The organism is Plantactinospora sp. BB1, assembly GCF_003030385.1.
Lineage (GTDB): Bacteria > Actinomycetota > Actinomycetes > Mycobacteriales > Micromonosporaceae > Plantactinospora.
Window position 1 is genome coordinate 655,683 of record NZ_CP028159.1, and the last position, 21,330, is coordinate 677,012.

At 71.4% G+C, this 21,330-nt stretch carries 18 protein-coding genes and 1 riboswitch; of the genes, 15 read left to right on the forward strand and 3 right to left on the reverse strand.

The features are described 5' to 3' along the window. Positions 1-2 precede the first annotated feature (2 nt). From C6W10_RS02810 to C6W10_RS02830, 5 genes are all read left to right on the forward strand, one after another. Positions 3-680, forward strand: a complete 678-nt coding sequence (locus C6W10_RS02810) for a ferredoxin-NADPH reductase (protein WP_107256262.1) — start codon at positions 3-5, stop codon at positions 678-680. An 82-nt stretch (positions 681-762) separates the two neighbouring features. Then, the gene (locus C6W10_RS02815) at positions 763-1,947 is read left to right on the forward strand and encodes a glycoside hydrolase family 88 protein (protein ID WP_107256264.1); all 1,185 of its coding nucleotides are present in this window, start codon (positions 763-765) and stop codon (positions 1,945-1,947) included. A gap of 42 nt (positions 1,948-1,989) precedes the next feature. Beyond that, positions 1,990-2,814, forward strand: a complete 825-nt coding sequence (gene iolB, locus C6W10_RS02820; protein WP_107263603.1) for a 5-deoxy-glucuronate isomerase — start codon at positions 1,990-1,992, stop codon at positions 2,812-2,814. 2 nt (positions 2,815-2,816) lie between these two features. Beyond that, the gene (kduD, locus tag C6W10_RS02825; RefSeq protein ID WP_107256266.1) at positions 2,817-3,581 is read left to right on the forward strand and encodes a 2-dehydro-3-deoxy-D-gluconate 5-dehydrogenase KduD; all 765 of its coding nucleotides are present in this window, start codon (positions 2,817-2,819) and stop codon (positions 3,579-3,581) included. Between the two features lie 11 nt (positions 3,582-3,592). Further along, positions 3,593-4,684 carry a LacI family DNA-binding transcriptional regulator gene (locus tag C6W10_RS02830; protein ID WP_107263604.1) on the forward strand — a complete coding sequence of 364 codons (1,092 nt, stop codon included), beginning with the start codon at positions 3,593-3,595 and terminating at the stop codon, positions 4,682-4,684. A 140-nt stretch (positions 4,685-4,824) separates the two neighbouring features. Here C6W10_RS02830 and C6W10_RS02835 read toward each other — a convergent pair whose 3' ends face one another. Then, entirely contained in the window at positions 4,825-5,694 is an 870-nt protein-coding gene (locus tag C6W10_RS02835) for a family 43 glycosylhydrolase (protein ID WP_234361589.1), read from the reverse strand. A 716-nt stretch (positions 5,695-6,410) separates the two neighbouring features. Between C6W10_RS02835 and C6W10_RS02840 the strand changes: the two genes are divergently transcribed. The 3 genes from C6W10_RS02840 to C6W10_RS02850 all read left to right on the forward strand — a co-directional run bounded on the left by C6W10_RS02840 (position 6,411) and on the right by C6W10_RS02850 (position 10,225). Further along, positions 6,411-7,859 carry an RICIN domain-containing protein gene (locus C6W10_RS02840; RefSeq protein ID WP_107256268.1) on the forward strand — a complete coding sequence of 483 codons (1,449 nt, stop codon included), beginning with the start codon at positions 6,411-6,413 and terminating at the stop codon, positions 7,857-7,859. Between the two features lie 183 nt (positions 7,860-8,042). Further along, positions 8,043-8,840 (forward strand): family 16 glycosylhydrolase, encoded by a 798-nt coding sequence (locus C6W10_RS02845; protein WP_107263606.1) that lies wholly within the window; start codon positions 8,043-8,045, stop codon positions 8,838-8,840. 290 nt (positions 8,841-9,130) lie between these two features. Then, complete coding sequence (locus C6W10_RS02850) at positions 9,131-10,225, forward strand: glycoside hydrolase family 5 protein (protein WP_234361590.1); 1,095 nt, start codon at positions 9,131-9,133, stop codon at positions 10,223-10,225. A gap of 179 nt (positions 10,226-10,404) precedes the next feature. Here C6W10_RS02850 and C6W10_RS02855 read toward each other — a convergent pair whose 3' ends face one another. Continuing rightward, positions 10,405-11,082: a hypothetical protein gene (locus tag C6W10_RS02855; RefSeq protein ID WP_107256270.1), complete on the reverse strand. Its 678-nt coding sequence runs from the start codon at positions 11,080-11,082 to the stop codon at positions 10,405-10,407. Between the two features lie 137 nt (positions 11,083-11,219). Between C6W10_RS02855 and C6W10_RS02860 the strand changes: the two genes are divergently transcribed. After that, positions 11,220-11,939 (forward strand): DUF2625 family protein, encoded by a 720-nt coding sequence (locus tag C6W10_RS02860; RefSeq protein ID WP_107256271.1) that lies wholly within the window; start codon positions 11,220-11,222, stop codon positions 11,937-11,939. A 267-nt stretch (positions 11,940-12,206) separates the two neighbouring features. Next, positions 12,207-12,965 (forward strand): DUF6585 family protein, encoded by a 759-nt coding sequence (locus C6W10_RS02865; RefSeq protein ID WP_107256273.1) that lies wholly within the window; start codon positions 12,207-12,209, stop codon positions 12,963-12,965. 46 nt (positions 12,966-13,011) lie between these two features. Here the strand turns inward: C6W10_RS02865 and C6W10_RS02870 are convergent, their stop codons facing one another. Then, a complete protein-coding gene (locus C6W10_RS02870) occupies positions 13,012-13,641 on the reverse strand; it encodes a GNAT family N-acetyltransferase (RefSeq protein WP_234361591.1) in 630 nt (209 codons plus the stop codon). 13 nt (positions 13,642-13,654) lie between these two features. Then, a riboswitch (SAM riboswitch) is annotated at positions 13,655-13,770 on the reverse strand. A 223-nt stretch (positions 13,771-13,993) separates the two neighbouring features. On the opposite strand from C6W10_RS02870, the gene C6W10_RS02875 reads away from it, so the two are divergent. From C6W10_RS02875 to C6W10_RS02895, 5 genes are read left to right on the forward strand one after another with little or no spacing between them, the layout of a single operon-like run. After that, the gene (locus C6W10_RS02875) at positions 13,994-14,458 is read left to right on the forward strand and encodes an SRPBCC family protein (protein ID WP_159104438.1); all 465 of its coding nucleotides are present in this window, start codon (positions 13,994-13,996) and stop codon (positions 14,456-14,458) included. Further along, a complete protein-coding gene (locus tag C6W10_RS02880) occupies positions 14,455-15,588 on the forward strand; it encodes an ACP S-malonyltransferase (RefSeq protein WP_107256277.1) in 1,134 nt (377 codons plus the stop codon). Before C6W10_RS02875 ends, C6W10_RS02880 begins: the two co-directional genes overlap by 4 nt. A 53-nt stretch (positions 15,589-15,641) precedes the next feature. Beyond that, the gene (locus C6W10_RS02885) at positions 15,642-16,478 is read left to right on the forward strand and encodes an ACP S-malonyltransferase (RefSeq protein ID WP_159104439.1); all 837 of its coding nucleotides are present in this window, start codon (positions 15,642-15,644) and stop codon (positions 16,476-16,478) included. Beyond that, a complete protein-coding gene (locus C6W10_RS02890) occupies positions 16,475-17,548 on the forward strand; it encodes a hypothetical protein (protein WP_107256281.1) in 1,074 nt (357 codons plus the stop codon). The genes C6W10_RS02885 and C6W10_RS02890 overlap by 4 nt, the downstream gene beginning before the upstream one ends. A gap of 47 nt (positions 17,549-17,595) precedes the next feature. Beyond that, the gene (locus C6W10_RS02895) at positions 17,596-21,231 is read left to right on the forward strand and encodes a type I polyketide synthase (RefSeq protein WP_107256283.1); all 3,636 of its coding nucleotides are present in this window, start codon (positions 17,596-17,598) and stop codon (positions 21,229-21,231) included. The last annotated feature ends 99 nt before the right edge of the window (positions 21,232-21,330 follow it).

A 21,330-nucleotide genomic window follows, 5' to 3' on the forward strand; every position in this document is an offset into this window, starting at 1 on the left:
GCATGCGTTCGCGCCACAACACCATCTCGGCCGTCTTCGACGGCGTCTGGCTGGCGCTCGTCAGCAACCTGCTGCTGGTGGCCGGCTGCCTGCCGCTGGTCGTGCTCGCCCTGACCACGGAGGCGGCGCGGGCCTGGCCGCTCTACGCACTGGTGGCACCCACCTGCGCGCCCGCGCTCTGCGGGGTCTTCGCGCTGATGTCCGCCTACTCCGACGGCACCGGCACCGGCCTGCTGCGCACGTTCGGTCGCGCCTGGCGGGCCACCGCCCGGCCGGCGACGTGTTGGGCCGCGGTCGCCACGGCCATCCTGGTCGTGCTCGGCGTCGACGCGTACGCGGTGTGGGGTCACCGGGCCGGGGCGCTGACGCTGCCGATCCTGGCCGTGCTCACCGTACTCACCGCCGCCACCGGGCTGCTGGGGCTGGTGGCGATCGCCGCGCGACCCGCCGCACGGCTTCGCGACGTGGCCCGCGCCTGCGGCTACCTCGCGGTGCGCCGCTGGTATCTCAGCGCCGCGTCGCTGCTGGTCCTCGCACTGCTGACGCAGCTCTTCGTGGCCCGGCCCGCGATCGCGCTCGGCGTGGCGGCCGCACCGCTGCTCTACGTCGTCTGGGCCAACAGCCGGTTCAGCCTGCGTCCCGCGCTCGACCCGCCGACGACGGCGCCGCAGATCACCTGAGCGGACGCACGTCGACGGCCCCGGCGCCCGGACCGGGACACCGGCGGCACCGGCCCCGGACCCACGAGGAGGAAGAGCATCCATGACGGCGACCGACGTCCGTCCCGGCCCCGACGCCGAAGCGATGGCGGCCGCGGTGGCCGCCGCGATACGTACCCTCGACGCAAACATCGACAGCTTCGCCGACCGGTATCCCGCGGACACCACCGTCGACAACCGCTACCCGCTGCGGCCGCCGACCGCCGGCCAGCCCTCCGGCGCCAACGTCGGCTGGACCACCAGTTTCTGGCCCGGAATGCTCTGGCTGGCCCATGACCTCACCGGCGACGACCGCTACCAGCGGGCCGCCATGTCGCACGTGCGGAGTTTCGCCACCAGGGTCGCCCGGGGCATCGACCTGGACACCCACGACCTCGGGTTCCTCTACACCCTCTCCTGCGTCATCCCGGCCCGCCGTACCGGTGACCCGCGCGCCCGGGCCGCCGCCCTGGCCGCCGCCGACCACCTGATGACCCGGGTCCTCGAACCGGCCGGGATCATCCAGGCCTGGGGCGACCTGGACGACCCCCGCCAGCGCGGCCGCACCATCATCGACAGCCTGATGAACACTCCGCTGCTCTTCTGGGCCAGCCAGACCACCGGCGACGGCCGCTACGCCAGCGCGGCCCGCCGGCACAGCGCGCAGTTGCGCCGGCACATCCTGCGCCCGGACGGCACCACCTTCCACACCTTCTACTGGGACCCGGAGACCGGGGCGGCACTGCGCGGCGAGACCGAACAGGGCCACGCCGACCACTCCTGCTGGGCCCGTGGCCAGGCCTGGGGCATCTACGGATTCAGCCTCAACCACCGGTACACCGGGGAGTCGGGCCTGCTCGCCGCCGCCCGGACCTGCGCCGACCGCTTCCTCGCCCGGCTACCCGCCGACCACGTCGCCTACTGGGACCTGGAGTTCGGTGACGGCAGCCGCCAGGATCGCGACAGCTCGGCCGCCGCCATCGCCGCCTGCGGCCTGGTCGAACTCGCCGACAACCTCACCGACGCGGACGTCGCCCACCGGTACCGGTCGGCCGCCGGCCGGATCCTGCGCTCCCTCGCCGACGGCTACGCCACCGACGGCGGTCCGGCCTCGAACGCGCTGATCCTGCACGGCGTCTACGACAAGCCCAAGGGGATCGGCGTCGACGAGGGCAACCTCTGGGGCGACTACTTCTATCTGGAGGCCCTCACCCGCGCCACCATCCCCGACTGGACCAGCCCCTGGTAACCGCCGCCGCCCCCGACCAGCCCGCCACCCCGGAAGGTGATCATGGATTACCGTTACCACTGCACCATCCCCGCCGCCGACGGCCGGAACACGCTGCCCTTCAACCCCTGCCGCCTGCTGGACTTCAGCCTGCTGCGGCTGCCGGCCGGCGGCTCCTGGACCGGCGACTCCGACGGCCGGGAGATCCTCGCGGTCGTCCTCGGCGGCACCGCGAGCTTCACCGTCGGCGAACACCTCTTCGCGGATGTCGGCCGGCGTCCGGACGTCTTCTCCGGCAAGCCGCACTCCGTCTACATCCCTGCCGGCGCCACCGTCACCGTCGAGGCCGTCACCGACGTGGAGATCGCCCTGCCCAGCGCGCCCAGCGACCTGGCCACCGATCCCTACGTCATCGCACCGGAGCAGGTCGCGAGCGGCCGGTGGGGCGCGGCCAACTTCGGCCGTACCTACCACCAGATCCTCACCGAGATCTCCCAGCCGGAGCTGCCCGCCCGCCGGCTCATCGTCGGGGAGACCTACACGCCCTCCGGCAACTGGAGCACCTATCCGCCGCACCGGCACAGGGTCGACAACCTGCCGGCGGAGGCCGCGCACGAGGAGATGTACTACTACCGCGTCGACCCGGCCGGCGGGTTCGGCATCAGCCGGGTCTACACCGACGAGGGTTACGAGGAGAACGCCACCATCCGCGAGCACGTGATGCAGATGATGCCGGAGGGCTACCACACCGTGGTCAGCGCGCCCGGCTACACCACCTATTTCCTGTGGTTCCTCGCCGGCACCCAGCGTACCCAGGGTGCCCGTGAGGACGCCGACCTGGCCTGGGTGGGCCAGACCGTACCGACCCTGCGCAGCATGGGCCTGTAGCGATGGTCCTGGACACCTTCCGGCTCGGCGGCCGCGTCGCCCTCGTCACCGGTGGGAACCGCGGCATCGGCCGGGCCATCGCGACGGCACTGGCCCAGGCCGGCGCCGACATCGCCCTGCTGGGCCGCACCGAGCCCGCCGACACCGTCACGGCGGTCGAGCGACTGGGGCGGCGGGTGCTGGTCGTACCCGCCGACCTGTCCACGGCCGGGCCGGCCGCGCTCGCCGACGCGGTCGAGGCGGTGGTCGCCGGACTCGGCCGCCTCGACGTGCTGGTCAACAACGCCGGCATCATCCGCCGCGCCGCCGCGCTCGAACACCCGCCCGAGGACTGGGACGCGGTGCTCCGGGTGGACCTCGACGCGGTGTTCCAGCTGTGCCAGGCGGCCGGTCGGGTCATGCTCGGCCAGGGGTACGGGAAAATCGTCAACGTGGCGTCGATGCTCTCCTACCAGGGCGGCATCCGGGTCCCGTCGTACACCGCCGCCAAGCACGCCGTCGTCGGCCTCACCCGGGCCCTGGCCAACGAGTGGGCCGCTGGCGGAGTCAACGTCAACGCGATCGCCCCCGGCTACATCGCCACGGACAACACCGCGCCGCTGCGCGCCGACCCGGACCGGGAACGCGCCATCCGGGAACGCATCCCGGCCGGGCGCTGGGGCGCGCCCGAGGACCTCGCGGGCGCCGTGGTCTTCCTCGCCTCCGACGCCGCCCGGTACGTGCACGGCGCCGTCCTTCCGGTGGACGGAGGCTGGCTCGCCCGATAGGAGTGCGGATCGTGGAGTCAGATCGACTGTTCAGCGCGCAGCGGCAGGAGCGGCTGCTCGCGGAGCTTCGCGGGAGTGGTGCGGTACGGGTCCGCGACCTCGCCCGCGAGCTGGGGGTCAGCGAGCTGACGATCCGCCGCGACATCGCCGCCCTCGCCGAGCGCGGCCTGGTGGCCAAGGTGCACGGCGGTGCGACGCTGCCGTCGGGCAACAACACCCTCAGCCAGCCCCGACGGGCCGCCGTCCGCTTCACCATCGGCATGGTGGTGCCCTCGCTCGACTTCTACTGGCCGCCGATCGTGGCGGGTGCCCGCGCCGCCGCGGCGGCGCTCGGCGTCACGGTGCAACTGCGCGGTTCGAGTTACGATCCGGACGAGGACCGCCGCCAGATCGGCCGCCTCGTCGAGGCCCGGCAGGTCCAGGGCCTGCTGCTCGCACCGAGCCTGGACGGCGACGACGCCGACGAGATTCTCGAATGGATCGGCCAGCTACCGGTGCCGACCGTCCTGGTCGAACGTCAACCGCGTCGGTGGACGCCCGGCACCCGCCAGATCGAATGGGTACGCAGCGACCACTCCCTGGGTCTGGAGATCGCCGTCTACCACCTTCGGCAGCAGGGGCATCGACGAATCGGTCTGGTCCTCGCGCAGGGCAGTCCGACCTCGGAGCACCTGGGGCGCGCCTGGCGGACCGCCGCCACCGATCCCAGAACCTCCGGCGCCCTCGTGTTGCAGGAGACGGTCACGGCGCCCGGGGAGCGGGACGTCATCGTCCGGATCCTCCGGCACTGCAGGCTCGCCAGGATCACCGCGTTGATCGTCCACAGCGATCCGCACGCCATCGCCGTCGCCCAGTTCTGCGCCGAGCTGGGCATCGCCATCCCCGGCGACCTGGCGATCGTCTCCTACGACGACGAGATCGCCCACCTCGCCGATCCGGCGATCACCGCCGTCCGGCCGCCCAAGAGCCACGTCGGGCGGCTCGCCGTCGAGCTCATCGTGTCGCGTCTGCTCGACGGCGAGCGGCGCCCTCCACACCGCGTACTCCTCGCGCCCGAACTGGTCGTCCGCGGATCGTCGCTGCCACTGTCACCACTTCACTAGCGGGCTGGCGAATGACGTGGGTGGCTGTGGTTCCGGCAGGGTGGCGGAGTCGGAGGACAGCGACCGGACGCCGGCCTACCGACCTCTCCGTTCGGATCTCGCCCTGACGTCCGGACGAGGCGACGGGCCCGAGGGCCGGCTCACCGGCGAGCGACCGTGCCGTGCCGGCAGCCGGAACAGGACACCCGGGTGATGCCGGACCAGGTGTTCAGGTCCGGGCTCGTCGCGGTCCAGATCCCGCCGTTGGTGTAACGGTCGATGTAGATCCGCCAGGTACCGTCGTCCATCCGGAGCACCGACGGCCCCTCGTGTCCCGCCGTCCAGAGCGCGGCACGCTGCACCCATCCGCTGGTCAGGCCCGCCGTGGTCGTCCAGTGTTCGATGTACTTGGACGTCTCGTCCTTGACGAACGCGTGATACGTCGCACCGTCCTTCACGACGAACGTGTCGATGTGGTTCGTGCCGAGGCCCCACATCTGCGCCGGACCGCTCCACGAGGTCAGCGTGCTGTTCTGCGCCGTGTAGACGTACGGCCGGAAGCAGGCCGAGCAGGTCGTCTGGGCGACGCTGGCGATGATCCGGATCGTACTGCCCTCGACGAAGAACTCCGGTGCCCAGACGAAGCGGGTGTTGGCGATGCCCGAGGCCACGCTCGCGACGTGTGTCCAGGACGTCAGGTCGGTACTCGTCGCGACGTTGAAGTGGGACGAGTTCGTGGTCCACGACTGGACCGTGTATGCGATGTAGTACCGGCCGTTGTGTCTGATGATGCTCGGATCGCGCAACACGCCGGTCGGCCCCCGGTAGTTGGTGTCGGCGAGGACGCTGAAGCTGGTGCCGTTCGTCGACTGGTAGACCCACAGTTCCTGGTCGGCGGCACCGTCGCCCTTGAAGGTGGTGTACACGTAGCTGCTGGCAGCACTGGCCGGGCCGGCCGGCACGGCGAGCAGACCGGCCACCAGCATGAGCACCCCGACCAGTGCGGCCCACCATCGGCCACGACCGGACACGACCGTCTCGTCGGTTACCACTTCGGCTACCTCCTGGGAATCTCGTCGGAGAGCGGGGATCCCGGATCCGACCTCTGTGAGCGCTCACATCGGGGGGAGGGTCTCCCCTGGTACGCGACCGAGGGCCGGTGGCCTGAGGTTGGCCTCCGAGGGCTGCAAGGGTTATGAGCTCACGGTCGCAGGCCGGGCATCCGCGTCGGCGGGACGCCATCGGTGGTGCGTTCGGCGTTGCGGAGAAGTGTTAGCGATCACATCGGACCCTGTCAACCCTCGAAGACTGCCAATCCTCCCCCCGTACCGCTCCGTGCGCCGCAGCCGGTCCGGCGGTCGGAGCCGGCCACCGGCGGTCGGTGCGCGCCGATGGTGGCGTCGGGCTCCGGCGAGGCCGACCACCGGCAACGGCCTTCGACGCTCATCTATAGACTGGCTCCGACGTTCCAAGCCTGAGCTGGGCAGATGATTCTAGCGCGGATCGGACACGTCGCGGCAGCCACTGATGTTCGTTTATGAATGTCCGTGGATGAATCGGTTCGAAGTATGGCGCGCTGGTTGACGCTCGATTACCAAGGTGTTGCCGGACCGTCAACACCGGCGACCTGGCTGGCCGGTCGGAGGCCGGCGCCAGCACCGGAGGGCCGGGGCCGGGACGTGCCAGGCGGCACAGCAGGGCCGGGCCGCCCGCCCGACCACACCGGACGATCAGAAGGGACACAGCAGTGAAGAGGGAGAGGCGGTTGCTATCGCTGGGGCTGTCGCTCGCCGTCACCGCGGCGGCGATCGTGACAGCGGTGGCCGGGACGAGCACGCCCGCCCAGGCGGAGCCGGTCACCATCACCAACGGGACGCAGTTCAGGGACACCAGCGGCAACCTGCTACAGGCCCACGGCGGCGGGGTGCTCAAGGTCGGCAGCTACTACTACTGGTTCGGTGAGAACCGCAACGCGGACAACACCTTCCGCGCGGTCTCCGTCTACCGCTCCACCAACCTGCGCGACTGGGAGTTCCGCAACAACGTCCTCACCCAGTCGTCCGCGTCCGAGCTACAGGTCGCCAACATCGAGCGGCCGAAGGTCATCTACAACGCCAGCACCGGTCGGTACGTGATGTGGATGCACAAGGAGAACGGCTCCAACTACAGCGAGGCCCGCGCCGCCGTCGCCTCGTCGGCCACCGTCGACGGCAACTACACCTACCACGGCAGCTTCCGGCCGCTCGGCCAGCACATGTCCCGGGACATCACGCTCTACAACGACAACGGCACCGCGTACATGATCTCGGCCGCCGACGAGAACTACGACCTGCACATCTACCGGCTGACCGCGGACTACCTCAACGTCGCCACCCTGGTCGGCAACTTCTGGAACGACGCCCACCGAGAGGCACCGGCGATGTTCAAGCGGGGCAGCACGTACTTCCTGCTGACCTCGGCGGCCACCGGCTGGAACCCCAACCAGGCCAAGTACGCCACCGCGTCGAGCATCTCCGGCCCGTGGACCGGCTGGACCAACGTCGGGGACTCGACGACCTTCCGGTCCCAGCCGACGTTCGTACTCCCGATCCAGGGCAGCTCCACCACCAGCTACCTCTACATGGGCGACCGCTGGGCCGGCGCCTGGAGCGGACCCGTCAACGACTCCCAGTACGTCTGGCTGCCGATCACCTTCCCGTCCAGCACCAGCATGCGCCTCGACTGGTACCCGTCGATCACCATCGACGCCAGCACCGGCACCATCACCGGCCAGTCACCGCCGTACTACCGGATCACCGCCCGGCACAGCGGCAAGGTCATGGACGTGGTGAGCAGCTCGACGGCGAACAGCGCCGAGGTCAAGCAGTACGGCTGGAACGGCGGCGGAAACCAGAAGTGGGAGTTCCAGGACGCCGGCAGCGGCTACTTCAGGATCGTCAACCAGAACAGCGGCAAGTGCCTCGACGTCGCATCCGCCTCGACCGCCGACAGCGCGAACATCGTCCAGTACACCTGCGGGAACGGTACCAACCAGCAGTGGCAGTGGGTCGCCACCGGCAGCTACTACCAACTCCGGGCGCGGCACAGCGGCAAGTGCCTCGACGTGGTCAGCAGCGGCACCACCGACGGCACCGACATCACCCAGTACACCTGCGGCAGCGGCACCAACCAGCAGTGGACACGCACCCAGTCCTGAGAGCCGGCACCGGTCCGCGCGCCCCGGGCGACCCCGGTCGGCACGGGCGTTCGCCACCGGGCCCGGACGGCGACCCGGAAGGTGGCCGCGATATCCGATCGTCCCCGACCCCGTGGAGAAAGGCGGAGAAGTGATGACCAGAGCACCGATGTGCTGTCCGCGCGGCGCGGAGAGGTGGTGACGATGACCCGGACAGTCCGAGCCGCGCTCGCCCTCACCACCCTGCTCGCCGGCACCGTGATGCTCGCCCAACCGCCGGCCCGGGCGGCCGCCTGGGAGACGCTGATCGACGGCTCGTCGTTCGCCGACCGCAACGCGCTGATGGCCGAGTGGAACTTCCGCTACCCGTGGGGCTCCGACCACAACGGCAGCGCCCGGATGTACGCGAGCGCCACCGACACCAACCACGTCTACCTCTCCCCCAGCGGACAACTCAACATCAAGGCCACCCGCATCACCTGGGACGAGGGGACCAGCTCGGCCGACCCACACCTGCCGATCCGGTACCACTCCGGCGCCATCCACGCGAAAGATCAGGTACTCGTCAACGACCAGTTCCCGAACTACGAGGTCCGCGGCGAGTTCCAGGCACCGTCGAGTCGTGGCACCTGGCCGGCGTTCTGGCTCACCGGAGCGAACAGTTGGCCGCCGGAGAGCGACATACTCGAATACAAGGGCGACGCGCGGAACTGGTTCAACACCTACGACGGGGCGTGGGACAACACCATCGTCGGTGTGTCGAACCCGGGCGCGTGGCACGAGTACCGGGTCTGGATCGCCAAGGTCAACGCGACCGACGTCGACATCCACTACTACCTCGACGGTCAGTGGAAGGGTCAGCACCGAGGGTCCAACTTCGTCGGCAAGCCGATGTGGCTGATCATCAACCTCCAGATGGAGGGCTCCTCCGGCTCACCCGGCCCGACGGCGGAGACCCTCTACCGCGCCCGCAACGTCTACCTCGGCCGTACCCGTAACTGACGACCCCGGCGGACCGGGACGTGGGCGCGGCCCGCCGGGGCCCACCAGCCGGGGCCGGTCCGGGCGACCCGTCGGCGTGGCGTCCGGTCAGCGCGGCGATCGTCCAGGGGGCCGTCCCTGATCCCGGCGCATGTTCGTCTATGTCTGTTTGTGAACGAGTCGGTTCGGAAGATGGTGTGAGCGCTCACATTAAATTAAGAAGATGTTGCTGGAGTGTTGCGGCCCGCCGCCACGGCGTTTCCCGTCCCGGGTCGGCCCCACCGGTGCACACCAAGAGGAAGGACGAGACATTGACAACGCAGCAGGGCATCCAGATCGGCCGAGGCATGCCCGACCCTCGACCCGACGAGGTACCGACATCCCGTCGACGACCACTCGGTCGCGTCCTCGTCGGCGCCCTCGCCGCGGTGGCGCTGATTCCGGTCGCCGCCGTCAGCGGCGCATCCCCGGCCGGCGCGGCCACCAACCAGTTCAGGGGGATGAACTGGGCCGTGCTGGGCGACAACTTCAGCACCGGCCCGCTGGTCGTCCAGGGCCTGAGCCAGTCCGACAGCAACGCGACCGTACGGGCCAAGGCCAACGCCCTCTACGACGACATGGCAGCCGTCGGCGTCAACACGGTCCGGCTGCCGATCAACACCCACACCGTCGGTACGACGTGGTGGAACAACTACCGGGGCGCCATCGACGCCGCCACCGCCCGCGGCTTCAAGGTCATCCTCGCCTACTGGGAGGACGGCGCCGCCTCCGGTGGCAGGATCACCAACCTCGCCGCGTGGAACACGATGTGGTCCCGGGTGACCAACACCTACGGCTCCAACACCAACGTCTACTTCGAACCGATGAACGAGCCCCACGGCTACAGCTCGGCGGACTGGCGCAACGTCGCAGCGAACTGGCTCAGCTACCACTACTCGGCGGTGCCGAGCCGGGTGCTCATCGGCGGTACCGGCTACAGCCAGGACCTGCGGGACGTCTGCAACGACAGCCGCTTCAGCGGGACGCTGCTCTCCTTCCACCACTACGCCTTCTTCTACAGCGCGATGACGTACGACGCCTTCCGGAGCCACATCCAGACCCGCCTCGGCAACTGCGCCTCCCGCGCGGTCGTGACCGAGTACGGCGCACCGATGTCCACCGGCCTCGACTACGCCAACGCGAACAGTACCGACAACTTCGTGCGTCACATCCGCGCCGTCACCCAGGTCATGCGGGACAACCGGATGGGCGGCACCTACTGGCCGGCGCTCGGCGGCAAGCCGACCGGAAGCCTCGGCTACGACCACTACTCGATGTTCGCCCTCAGCGGCAGCGGCACCAACCTGAACCTGACCGTCCGCAACGCCTCCGGCCGCGACCGCATCCGGTACGGCTGGGGACTGTAGCTCCGATCCCCGCCACGGGCGGTGGACCGCGCCGCCCAACGCTCGTCGCCACCTGATCGGCGATTCGCGGTACCAGGCGCCCCGGTGCCGAGCGTCGTGCGTCGTGCTCGGCACCGGGGCGCCGTCCGGGTCGGTGGAGCCACGGGTACCTTCGTGACCGGGCCGGAACCTGGTGCTCGTTACCTCGCGGTGATCGGGTAACCGATCGCGGCGAGGTCCTCCGTCAGGTCGGCGAGGGTGTGTCGCGGGTTCAGCGCCCGCAGCACGGTGTCGGTGAGGGGACGGTGGGCAACGACGTGCTCCACCGCCGCCCGGTCCGGCTCGATCTCGTAGTAGTCGGCGGCGAACTCGACGAACCGGTCGACGATGTCGTCGAGCAGGATCTCGAGCATCCCGGACCCGTCCGGCCCGCCGTCGTCGAACCCGCTCGGTGGCGGGAAGGTGATGCCTTCACCGGCGTGCCAGCGGTCGTCGCCAACCAACCGCCACAGCACCGCGGTGGCGACGAACCGCCCGGCCTCGTCGCAGAAGGCGGGCTCCTCCACCAGCGGACGAAACACCACGGGGAGCCCGTCGAGCAGGCCCGGCCACAGCTCGTGGTCCGGACCGCCGTAGGGCGACATCGCCGACTCGTGATCGAAGACCCGGATGAACGCGCCGTCGGCGGTGAACACCACGGCCCACTCGTCGCCGCTGCCGTTGCTCATCAGCGCCGCCTCGTCCGCACCCCAGGCCGAGGTGTAGGCGTAGTAGCCGTCCCCGTCGTCGATGATGCGGTCGAGCACGGCCAGTGCCTTGCAGCGCCGCCGCAGCCGCTCGATGCCGGGCAGTCCGGCGGCGATGTCGTACGCGGTCACCGGGTGACCCTACTTCGGCGGACAGCGCCTCGATCACCTGACCTGACGCGCCCACCTGCGCCCGGTCGCCGCGCGCCCTGCCCCGTCGCCGTCCGCGCCGCACCGCCTCCTTCCGGCGGGTGACCCATAATGGCGCGATGCGGCCCGTTGACGACCTGATCCACACTCCGGACCCGGCATGGCCGGTACTCGAAGCGGAGCTGGCCGCGCTCGGCCCGGCGGTCGAAGTCCTTCCGGTCGATCCGGAGGCCGGTCGGGCTTGCCTGCACCGGCTCCAGGTCACCGCCCGGTCCCGTCTGGGCGCCCTGGCGCTGCACACCGGCGGCCGGTTGGTCGACGGCGGCTGGCTGCGGGTGCTCGGCGGCGGCAGCCCCGAGCGGGGTCTGCCCTCGTTGGCCGAGGCCAACGGCCTACCCGGTGACGGTCAACCGCCCGCGGCCCTGCTGGTCGGCCACGACGTGCTCGGCGGCCGGTTCGAGGTCAGCGGCGCCGATCCGGCCGCCATCGGCCGCCCGGGCGAGCCCGGTGAGGTCTGCTACTTCGCGCCCGACAGCCTGGAGTGGGAGGAGCTCGGCTGCGGGCACGGCGCCTGGCTGTCCTGGATCGCAGCCGGCGGGACGGCCGAGTTCTACGAGTCGCAGCGCTGGCCCGGATGGCGCGCCGAGGTCGAGCAACTGCCGGCGTCACACGGGCTGGCGGTCTACCCGTTCCTGTGGTCCAGCGAGGCGCATGACGACCTCGCCGCCACCGCACGTCGGCCGGCCCCGCTGCGGGAACTGTTCGCGATCCAGGACGAGGCGGCCGCGTTCCTCGCCGCCGATCCAGACGCGGAAGCGGTACGGATCGACGTGCGGTAGCCAAGTCTCTTTGCCGGTCGGTCGCGGGGTCGAGTGGAGGCTCTGTCGGGGGCGTTCGGCGTGGCCCCTGCCGCCGCGTCGTTAGCGTTGGCCGGTGGCGGGCAGCGCCGGCGACCGAGCTGGACCTGATCGTCGCATCGAGCGGTGGTGGTGGTGGCGCACCCCGCGCCGCCACCGGTCCCGGCCGTTCCAGCCGGCGACCCGTTGACCGCCCGGACGACGATGGGAACCGATACGTCGCAGGATCGTCCGGGAGGTGAGCGTCGGATGCGGAACTGCCCGCCCGAGATCACGGAGATCGTCGCGGAGACCGGCCTCGGTGAGGTGGTCGAGCGCTATCGACAGGCGGTGGCGATGGAGCTGAGTTTCGCCGTCACCTGCGGCGTACTCGGGGTGTCCGGGTTGGTTTTCGGCGACGAGGTCGGGCGGGCGATCGGTGCCGGGGCCGGTGGGCTCGGGGTGCTGTTCGCCGTACCCGCCTGGCGCAGGTCCCGCCGTCACCTGTACCTCTGCACCGGTGGCCTGCTCACCACCACCGGGACGAGCACCGTGACCCGCCTGCTCCGCTGGGCCGAGGTCGCGCACGTCCGGGTCTGGACCACCCGGATCTACCAGCTCGGCCCGGTGGAGGAGTTCCCGCGCTGCGTACTGGAGCTGACCGACGGCACGACGCTGAACCTGGCCAGGCCCCCGTACGCGGGCATGGGCCGGCTCGCCGGGGCCGTCGAGCGGGCCGTGACCGAGACGACCTACCCGCGCCGGACCGCGGAGATCGCCGAGACCGGCACCAGCGTCTTTGGCCCGATCACGGTCAGCGCCCTGGGAGTACGCGACGGACGGCGATTCGTGGCTTGGTCGGAGATCGCACGGGTGGAGCGGGGGCGGGTGCGGCTGCGCATCTGGAACCGCGCCGGCCAGCAGGTCATTTCCCGGCAGGTCAGGACGATCCCGGATCTCGCCTGCCTGCTCAGGATCGCGTCCACGGCACGCGGCGGGACCGCGAACCCGGCGAACGCGCTGCCTTGACCCGGGGGGAGCCAGGAGCGGGTTCCGGCGCCGAGAGCGTGCTGCGCTACCCGTCGTCTCGGCGACGGGTGTCGAGGCCACTCGGCTCCGTGACGTCCGGCCAGGCCATCCGGAACTTGCGGGGAGCACCGTTGAGTCGGGACGGGTCTCCGCCGGGCGGTGACACGGTCGCCGTCTCGACGTTGCGGGCTCCGCAGGCGCGGTAGAAGCGCTGCGCCGCCGTGTTCTGCTCCAGGACCCACAGGTACATCCGTGCGGCCGTCGCGTGTTCCAGGACGGCTCGGGCGGCGTGGGCCAGGAGCGTGGAGCCGACGCCGGTCCGCTGGTGGCCGTGCACGACGTGCAGGTTGTCGACCAGGCTGCCCCACCTGGGGTCGTGGTCGAACACGACGTGGACGAAGCCGACGAGTCGGCTCTCGTCTTCGGCCACCACGGTCCGGCTGTTGGTCGGGGCAGCCAGGCGGGCCGACCAGACCGAGTGCCGGTCAGCGGCGACGTCCCCGTCGAGGAAGGAGTCGGCGTAGGCGCCACGGTAGTGCCGACGCCAACTCTCGGCGTGCAGTCGGGCGATCTGCTCGGCGTCGGCGGCGTCGGCGAGACGCAGTCGTACCCGGCCGGTTGGCGTGGGGTGCTGTTCGGGTGCCGTGTCCTGGTCGAAGGAAGGGATCGACGGCACTTGGGACCTCCTGCTTCGCGGCTTGCTCGGCATCGCTCGTGCCGAGCCTGGTCCTCACCCGGAGCACCCCGCCCGCGAACGGAGGGTTGCCGGCCAGCGAGCCGGGGCTTCGCGCTGGCGCTCATGACCTGTGCCGGCGATCGTAGCACCGGCTCGGTGCCGCCGGAGGCGTCGGCGCGATACCGCAGCAGCGCGTTCGAGAGGTGCGCATGCTGACGGGCACCTCTCGCCGACGGGCGTGCCCGCGTCCACAGTGACCCGACGTCGGGCAGGACATATCGATGAACCTCTATGGATGAAGCCACGTCAGTTGCCGGATGTCCGCCGTCGACCGGCCCGGAACGCTGTGCATATGGCGATGGACGTCAACCGCAACGCCCCGGTGGTCATCGAACTGGAGGTCTTCACCCGCGCCGCGCCCGGCACGGTGTGGAACCTGCACACCGACATCGACCGTTGGTCGGACTGGAACCCGCACATCGAGCGGGCGAACCTGCGCGGATCGCTGCGGGTCGGCGCAACCTTCGACTGGCGCATCGCCGGCCTGGAGATCACGTCAACGGTCGCTGATCTCGTACCGCAGCGGCGCATCGCCTGGGGCGGCCGGACACGCGGCATCGACGGCCTGCACGTGTGGACGTTCAGCCCGCAGCCCGAGGGCGTCCTCGTCCGGACCGAGGAGTCCTGGGACGGCGAGCCCGTACGGGTCGACCCGACCAACCTGCGCATCGCGCTGGAGGCCTCGCTGCGTGACTGGCTGAGCGCGCTGAAGAAGACCGCAGAGGCCGACGGCCTGCCGGAAGGAGGATCGGCATGAGCTCCTCCGGGCGGTACGGGTCCACCTCCTCGGTTCTGCTCTTCTCCGGCTTCGGAACCTCCGGTCCCGGCCTGGTCCGGCAGCTACAGAACCTCTATCGGCGACCGGCTGACCGGCAACTCCTGGACGTCGCCGCGGAGGCCGTCGACCGGGCGGTGCACCGGTTCGGCGCGGAAAACGCTCGGCACCTGCCGCCGGACGGGATCCCGCTGCGCGGTTGGCTGCGTAACCAGGCGCCGATCACCCCGGCGGCACTGCGCTCCTCGGTGGTCGAGGGGCTGCTCACCCACCTGATGCACCTGTGTCTGCTCCGGCCCGGATCCCGGGCGGCGTGGTCCGGCCCGGTGATCGGGCTCGGCCACAGCCTCGGCCTGATCTCCGCGGTGGTCGCGGCACTGCGGCCGGACGGCGGCCAGCAGCAGTTCCTCCGGGACGCTCACGAGTCGATGGCGATGACGGCCCTGACCCTGCTGCGCTGCCAACAGGCGGCCGGTGAACCGCACGGCGAACCGGGTCTCGTGCGCCGATATGTTCAGCTCAGCGGCGCCAGGGAGCGGCCAGGGCCGATGGTCGCCGTCTCCGGGCTGGCGGTGGACCGGCTCCGCGACCTGCTGGCCGAGCACCTGACGGAGGGCGGGCGCCCGGTCGAACTCGGCCTGGTGAACGGACCCAGCGACGCCGTCCTGTGCGGCAGTACCAGCGGACTGCTCGAACTGTGGTTCCGGCACCGGACGGCGCTCGCCGGGGCAGGCGTCGGCTACGCCTTCCTGCGCAGTACGGTCCCGTTCCACAACAGCCGGCTGGCGCCGGTACTCGACCACCTGAACGCGGACCGGGCCTGGGCCGGTACGTCGATCACCAGCGCCCGGCTCGCCGCGCCGGTGTACGCCACGGATTTTCCACGGAACCTGCAACGGGCCGGAGATCTCTACGCCGACTGCCTCTCCCAGGTGATCTGCCGGCCACTGGACTGGTCGGCCACGGTGCGATCGGTGATGGCCGAGCACCGCCCGTCGCGGGCGTACGACTTCGGCCCGGGAGTCGCGGTGCGGATGTTCACCCGCAGATGCCTGGAACCGCAGGGCGACGTCCTGGAGTACATCCCGGTGCGGCCGGTCGCGACGGCCTGAACTGCGGCCGCCGGGCGACCGACCCGGAAGAGACCATGAAGAAGGGTTCACGCATGTACGCACTGGTATTTCCCGGACAGGGCACCCAGCGCCCGCGAATGGGCGTCGACCTGTTCCGGCGCTATCCCGAGATCGTCGCCGCCGCCGAGGAGGTCCTGGGCTGGTCGCCGCGCGAGATGTCCGAGCGGGGCGACGTGGCGGAGCTGACCGACACCCGGTACGCCCAGCCGACCGTCTTCCTGGTGAACGCGCTCCGGGCACTCGCCCACGCCGAGGACAACCCCCGCGAGTACGCCGTCTTCGCCGGTCACAGCCTCGGCGAGTTCAACGCGCTGGTAGCCGCCGGAATCCTCGACCTGATGGACGGGCTGCGCCTGGTCCGGGAACGCGCGCTGGCGATGGCGGAGATCCGGGACGGCGGCATGCTGGCGGTGCTCGGACTGCCGGCCGACGAGGTCGAGCGGGTGATCCGGCGCAGCAACCTGAACCAGGTGTTCCTCGCCAACCGCAACAGCGACCGCCAGGTGACCCTCGGCGGTCAGACCGCCCAGCTGGGGCTGGTGTCGCGGCTGCTGCGATCCGCCGGCGCGAGCAACGTGCTGCCGCTGCGGGTCAGCGGGCCCTTCCACACCCCGCTGATGGCTCCGGCCCGGATCCGCTTCGCCCGGACCCTCCGGGAGGTCTCGTTCGGTACCGGGCACACCCTGGTCGTCTCCAGCGTCACCGGCGCGGACTTCGACCCCGGGTCCGCGACCGAACTGCTGACCCGGCAACTGGTCAGCCCGGTGGAGTGGGTGGCGGTGGTGCACCGGCTGCGCCGGCTCGGGGTGACCCAGGTGGACGAGCTTGACGGCAGCACCCTCACCGCGATGATCGGAGCGGTCCGGTGACGGCCGTCGCGGGCGCGGCGGTCTCCGCCGCCACCGAGGTGGTGGCCTCCCCGGTCGGCCCGGTGCGGCAGCTGACCGCCACCGGTCGGCTGGTCAACGCCGACCCCACGATGTACCTGGAGTGCCGGCAACGGCAGGCCCTCTCCTACCTGCGGGCCGTTACCCCGGCGGCCGACCTGCTCGGCTACGGCGCGCTCGGCAGGACCGCCGACTACCACCGGCACTGTGCGATCCAGCAGCAGCCACGGTGGACGATGCGGCAGGACCTGTGCGGCGTTGAGGACCTCGCCGCCCTGGGGTACGAGGTGCAGTGGATAGGACACGGCAACCTCGACCTGCTGCCGAGGCTCCCCGGACTCGTGGCGGCCGGTCAGCCGGTGACCTTCTACGCGCCGGCCGCCGACGTCGGCTACTGGGCCGACCTGATGCGCCGCCGTGGGCGCCCCGACGGCGGCGGGCGCGGCGCGCACGGCGTGATGGTCTGCGGGGTCTCCGAGGACGGTGCGTGGCTGGTGGCCCCGGACACCACCGACGAGGGACCCGATTTCCGCCCCGAGTACCTGGCCGTCGCCGAGGTGACGGCCGCCGCCACCGCCGACCCGGAGCACTGGTTCGTGGACTGCCTGAGCCTGCGCAGGACCGGGGCGCCGCAACCGGAGGTGTTCGCCGAACGCTACCGGCAGGTGGTCACCGGGCTGCGGGACGGGTTCGAGGCGTACGAGGCCCTGCCCCAACTGCTGCTCGCCGACCGGGCCCGCCGCCCCGACCTGGACCAGCAGGTGGCCAGCGCCGACCTGCTGCGGATGCTCGCCGGTTCCCGGAACCTCTTCCACCGGTTCCTCCGGTACACCTCGCACAGCCCGGAGGTGGTGGCCGCGTACCGCCGGCTGGCGGAGCTGCTCTCCCAGTTGCTGGGCCGGTCCATGGGATACCTCGCCGGCCAGGGTCCGGACGACCTCGACCCGTGGCGCCGTGACCTGCGAACCCTCCGGACGGCCGAGGTGACCCGCCTGCGCCAGCTCAAAGCCGAGCTGGCCGCCGGAGCCGTGACGATCACCCTTCCCGGTTGAGCGGGACCGGCCGTTCCCGACCACCACCGAAGGCGAAGGTGCCGAGCATGGACATCGCAATCATCGGTCAGGCCGTCGAGATCCCGGGGGCCTCGGATCCGCAACGCCTGTGGGAGCTGGTGGCGGCCGGGCACTGCCTCACCCGGCCCTTTCCGGCCCGGCGCCGGCAGGACGTCGACGACTTCGTCCGTCACCGGGACCGGACCGCCCTCGGCCAGCAGCCGGAGCTGACCGGACCCGAGTACCACCGGGCCAGCTACCTGGACCGGATCGACCTGTTCGACCACGAGTTCTTCGGGATGACGCAGACCCAGGCGGCGCTCACCGACCCGCACCAGCGGCTCGTACTGCGCACGACGTACCGGGCCCTGGAGGACGCCGGCTACCTGGGCGAGCGGGTCCGGGGAAGCCGGACCGGGGTGTACGTCGGCTTCGCCGCCAATCCCGGCGGCGACTACGCCGAGTACTGGTCCACGATCGACTCATCGGTGAACCAGCTCGGGATCACCGGCAACATCCCGACGATGCTCGCCAACCGGCTGTCGTACCTGCTCGATCTGCGTGGTCCCAGCATGGTGGTGGACAGCGCCTGCTCGGCGTCGCTGGTCGCCGTGCACCTGGCCCGGACGGCCCTGCTCGCCGACGACTGCGACATGGCCGTGGTGGCGGGCGCCCGGGTGATGCTGTTGCCGGTCAAGCGCGCCTCCACCCGGATCGGGATCGAGTCGTCCGACGGTACGACCCGGACGTTCGACGACTCCGCCGACGGCACCGGAATGGGCGAGGGCTCCGCTGCCCTGGTGCTCAAGCGCCTGGACCGGGCACTCGCCGACCGCGACCAGGTCCTCGCGGTGATCAAGGGCAGCGCGGTGAACCACGACGGCAGTTCCGAGTCGATGACCGGTCCGGACGCGCGGTCGCAGGCCCGGCTGCTGACCTCGGCCTGGCGGCAGGCCGGAATCGACCCGCGCACCCTCGGCTACCTGGAGGTGCACGGGACCGCGACCCGGATCGGCGACCCGGTGGAGATCGACGGCCTGAGCCGGGCGTTCCGCGGGGTGACCGACGAGCGCGGCTTCTGCGCGGTCGGCACGGTCAAAACCGTCGCCGGGCACCTCTTCGAGGGGTCCGGAGTCCTCGGAATGATCAAGGCGGTGCAGGGTCTGCGGAACCGGCAGATCGCCCCGCTCGGCTACCTGCGGCAGCCGAACCCGGACATCGACTTCGCCGCCTCGCCGGTCCGGTTGCCGACCGAACTCGAACCGTGGCCGGAGCGCGACGGGGTCCGCCGGTGCGGGGTGAGCGCGTTCGGCCTCGGCGGCACGAACGCGCACGTGGTCCTCGAGGAGTACGTCGATCCGGCGGTCGAGCCCGACGCCGGGCTCGAATACCTCTGTACGCTCAGCGCCAGGACCGACCGGTCGCTGCGGCTGATCCTGGGTGCGCTGCTGGACCGGCTGGCCCCGGGTGACCTCGACCGGCGGCTCGCGGACGTCTGCTACACCGCCAACGTCTCGCGCAGCCACCACGAGCGCCGGGTCGGGCTGATCGTCCGGGACATCGACGAGCTGCGGGACGGGCTGGCCGCGATCCTGGCCGGTGATCCGCCCCGGGTCCGTGCCGACCGGGACGACCGGGGCCGCCTGCTGGAACGGCTGCGCGTCGGTTGGCAGCGGGGCGACGAGGTCGACCTGCTGCGACAGTTCACCGACGGACGCCCGGCTCCGCGGACGGTCAGCCTGGTGCCGTACCGGTTCGACGAGACCCGGGCCTGGGTGCCGTTCCCGGACGACTGGGAGGCGCGCCTGCTCGGCGGCACCGGGCCGATCGGGCAGTCCGGCGCCTACCAGGTGACCTTCGTTCCGGTCGACGGCGCGGCGGAAGCCGGCACACCGGTGTCGGTGGTCGCACTCGTCGACCCGGACACCCCGGACGCGGCGTCCCGGCTGACCGCCGCGCTGCCCGGCGTACGGCTGGTCAGCCCGGCACCGCCGGACCCGGAGGCGCCGGACCGGTTCTCCGCGACCGCCGACCGGATCGTCGCCGACGAGCCGACGCATCTGGTCTTCGCCCTGGGCTTCGAGCCGCGACCGGCCACCGAGCTGGCGGAGTTCGACCGGCGGGTCGAGAAGAACGTCGTCGGGCTCTTCCTGCTGGCCAAGGAGCTGATGCGGCGAGCCGCCCAGCTGACCCTGGTGCTGTTGACCCGCAACGCCCTGGCGGTCGAACCGGGCGGCGGTGCGGTCGCCGAGAACGCCGCCCTGGCCGGGCTGGCCAAGACGCTGATCCAGGAGTACCCGACGCTGAACGTCCGCCTGGTGGACGTCGACGACGCCACCGCCGATGACGTGCTGGGCCGGGAACTGCTCGCCGACGCCCCCGGCGTCTACGCGCTACGCGACGGTGTGCCGTACGCCGAACTGTTCAGCGAGATCCCCGAGTTGACGCCCCGGGCCGACCTCGACGCCGGGCTGCCCCGGCCCGGGGGTGCCTACCTGATCAGTGGCGGTACCGGCGGCCTCGGCCTGGCCGTCGGGCAGCGCTTCGCGCAGCAGGCGCCAGGCATCCACCTGTACCTGACCGGCCGGACCCCGCTGCCACCCCGCCCGGAGTGGGAGCGGCTGGCGCACAGCCCGGACGGCGGCCCGCTCGCCGACCGGGCCCGCGCCTTGCTGGACCTCGTCGAACTGGGGGCCGACGTCCGGGTGGAGAGCGGTGACGTCGGAGACGAGGAGCACCTCACCGATCTGGTGGCCCGGATCCGGCGCCAGCACGGGCGCCTCGACGGCGTGGTGCACGCGGCGGGCGTCCCGGGCGAGAACCTGATCATGTTCCGGACGGTGCAGGACTTCCGGCGGGTGCTCCGGCCCAAGATGCGCGGCGGCTATCTGCTGGACCTCCTGACCCGGCACGATCCACCGGACTTCGTCGTACACATGGCCTCGGCCGCGGCGGTCTTCCCGTCGCTGGGCCAGGCCGACTACGCGGCGGCGAACTACTACCTGGACACGGTGGCCATGGCGGCGCCCACGGTCGGCGACGCCCGCGGAGCCGATCCCGGCCGGCGGTCCATCCCGGCTCCCCGGGTGCTGGCGATCGACTGGGTGGCCTGGCGGGACATCGGTATGGCGGTGACCACGGGCGCGAACGAGGACGGGGTGTTCCGGGCGCTGCGTACCCGGGAGGGGCTGGACCTGCTGATGGCCGGGCTGCGGTCGGACCGACGGCGTTTCCTGGCCGGCCGGCTCGACTACACCAGCGAACTGGTCGCGATGCTGCCGGCGCAGCGGATGGCGCTGTCGGACGAGATCGCCGAGCGGGTGGACGCGGCGGTGGCCGCCGCGACGGACCGGCTGGAGCAGTTGGCCGCCCGGAACCGGGCCGCCATCCAGGCGGTCGACGTCGAGCTGGTGGGCCGGCCCGGCGGAGGGTACTCCGACGTGGAACTGACCGTTGCCCGGTGCCTCGCGCACGCGACCGGCGCCCGTACCGTGCCGGTCGACGCCGACCTGCGGACGCTGGGCGTCGACTCGCTCGGCGTGGTGGCCGTGACGAGCAACCTGAGCAGCGCCCTGGGGCTGAGCATCGACCCGGTCGACCTGCTCGGCGCCGCCTCGGTGCAGGGCATCGCCGAGACGATCGAGTCCGGCGCCGGAACCGAGTGGGCGGAAGGCTCCGAATGAGCCTCTCGCACACCGAACCCCGTGGTGCCGGTGCACCGACTTCCACCCGCGACCGACGGGAAGCGCAAGGGGTGGCGGGAACGGGTCCGGGGGCGACCG

Coding starts and splice junctions, on each gene's coding strand:
- C6W10_RS02865 (WP_107256273.1), top strand. CDS start 12,207: ATGCGGAACTGCCCGCCCGAGATCACGGAGATCGTCGCGGAGACCGGC.
- C6W10_RS02880 (WP_107256277.1), top strand. CDS start 14,455: ATGAGCTCCTCCGGGCGGTACGGGTCCACCTCCTCGGTTCTGCTCTTC.
- C6W10_RS02845 (WP_107263606.1), top strand. CDS start 8,043: ATGACCCGGACAGTCCGAGCCGCGCTCGCCCTCACCACCCTGCTCGCC.
- C6W10_RS02895 (WP_107256283.1), top strand. CDS start 17,596: ATGGACATCGCAATCATCGGTCAGGCCGTCGAGATCCCGGGGGCCTCG.
- iolB (WP_107263603.1), top strand. CDS start 1,990: ATGGATTACCGTTACCACTGCACCATCCCCGCCGCCGACGGCCGGAAC.
- C6W10_RS02815 (WP_107256264.1), top strand. CDS start 763: ATGACGGCGACCGACGTCCGTCCCGGCCCCGACGCCGAAGCGATGGCG.
- C6W10_RS02885 (WP_159104439.1), top strand. CDS start 15,642: ATGTACGCACTGGTATTTCCCGGACAGGGCACCCAGCGCCCGCGAATG.
- C6W10_RS02810 (WP_107256262.1), top strand. CDS start 3: ATGCGTTCGCGCCACAACACCATCTCGGCCGTCTTCGACGGCGTCTGG.
- C6W10_RS02875 (WP_159104438.1), top strand. CDS start 13,994: ATGGCGATGGACGTCAACCGCAACGCCCCGGTGGTCATCGAACTGGAG.
- C6W10_RS02860 (WP_107256271.1), top strand. CDS start 11,220: ATGCGGCCCGTTGACGACCTGATCCACACTCCGGACCCGGCATGGCCG.
- kduD (WP_107256266.1), top strand. CDS start 2,817: ATGGTCCTGGACACCTTCCGGCTCGGCGGCCGCGTCGCCCTCGTCACC.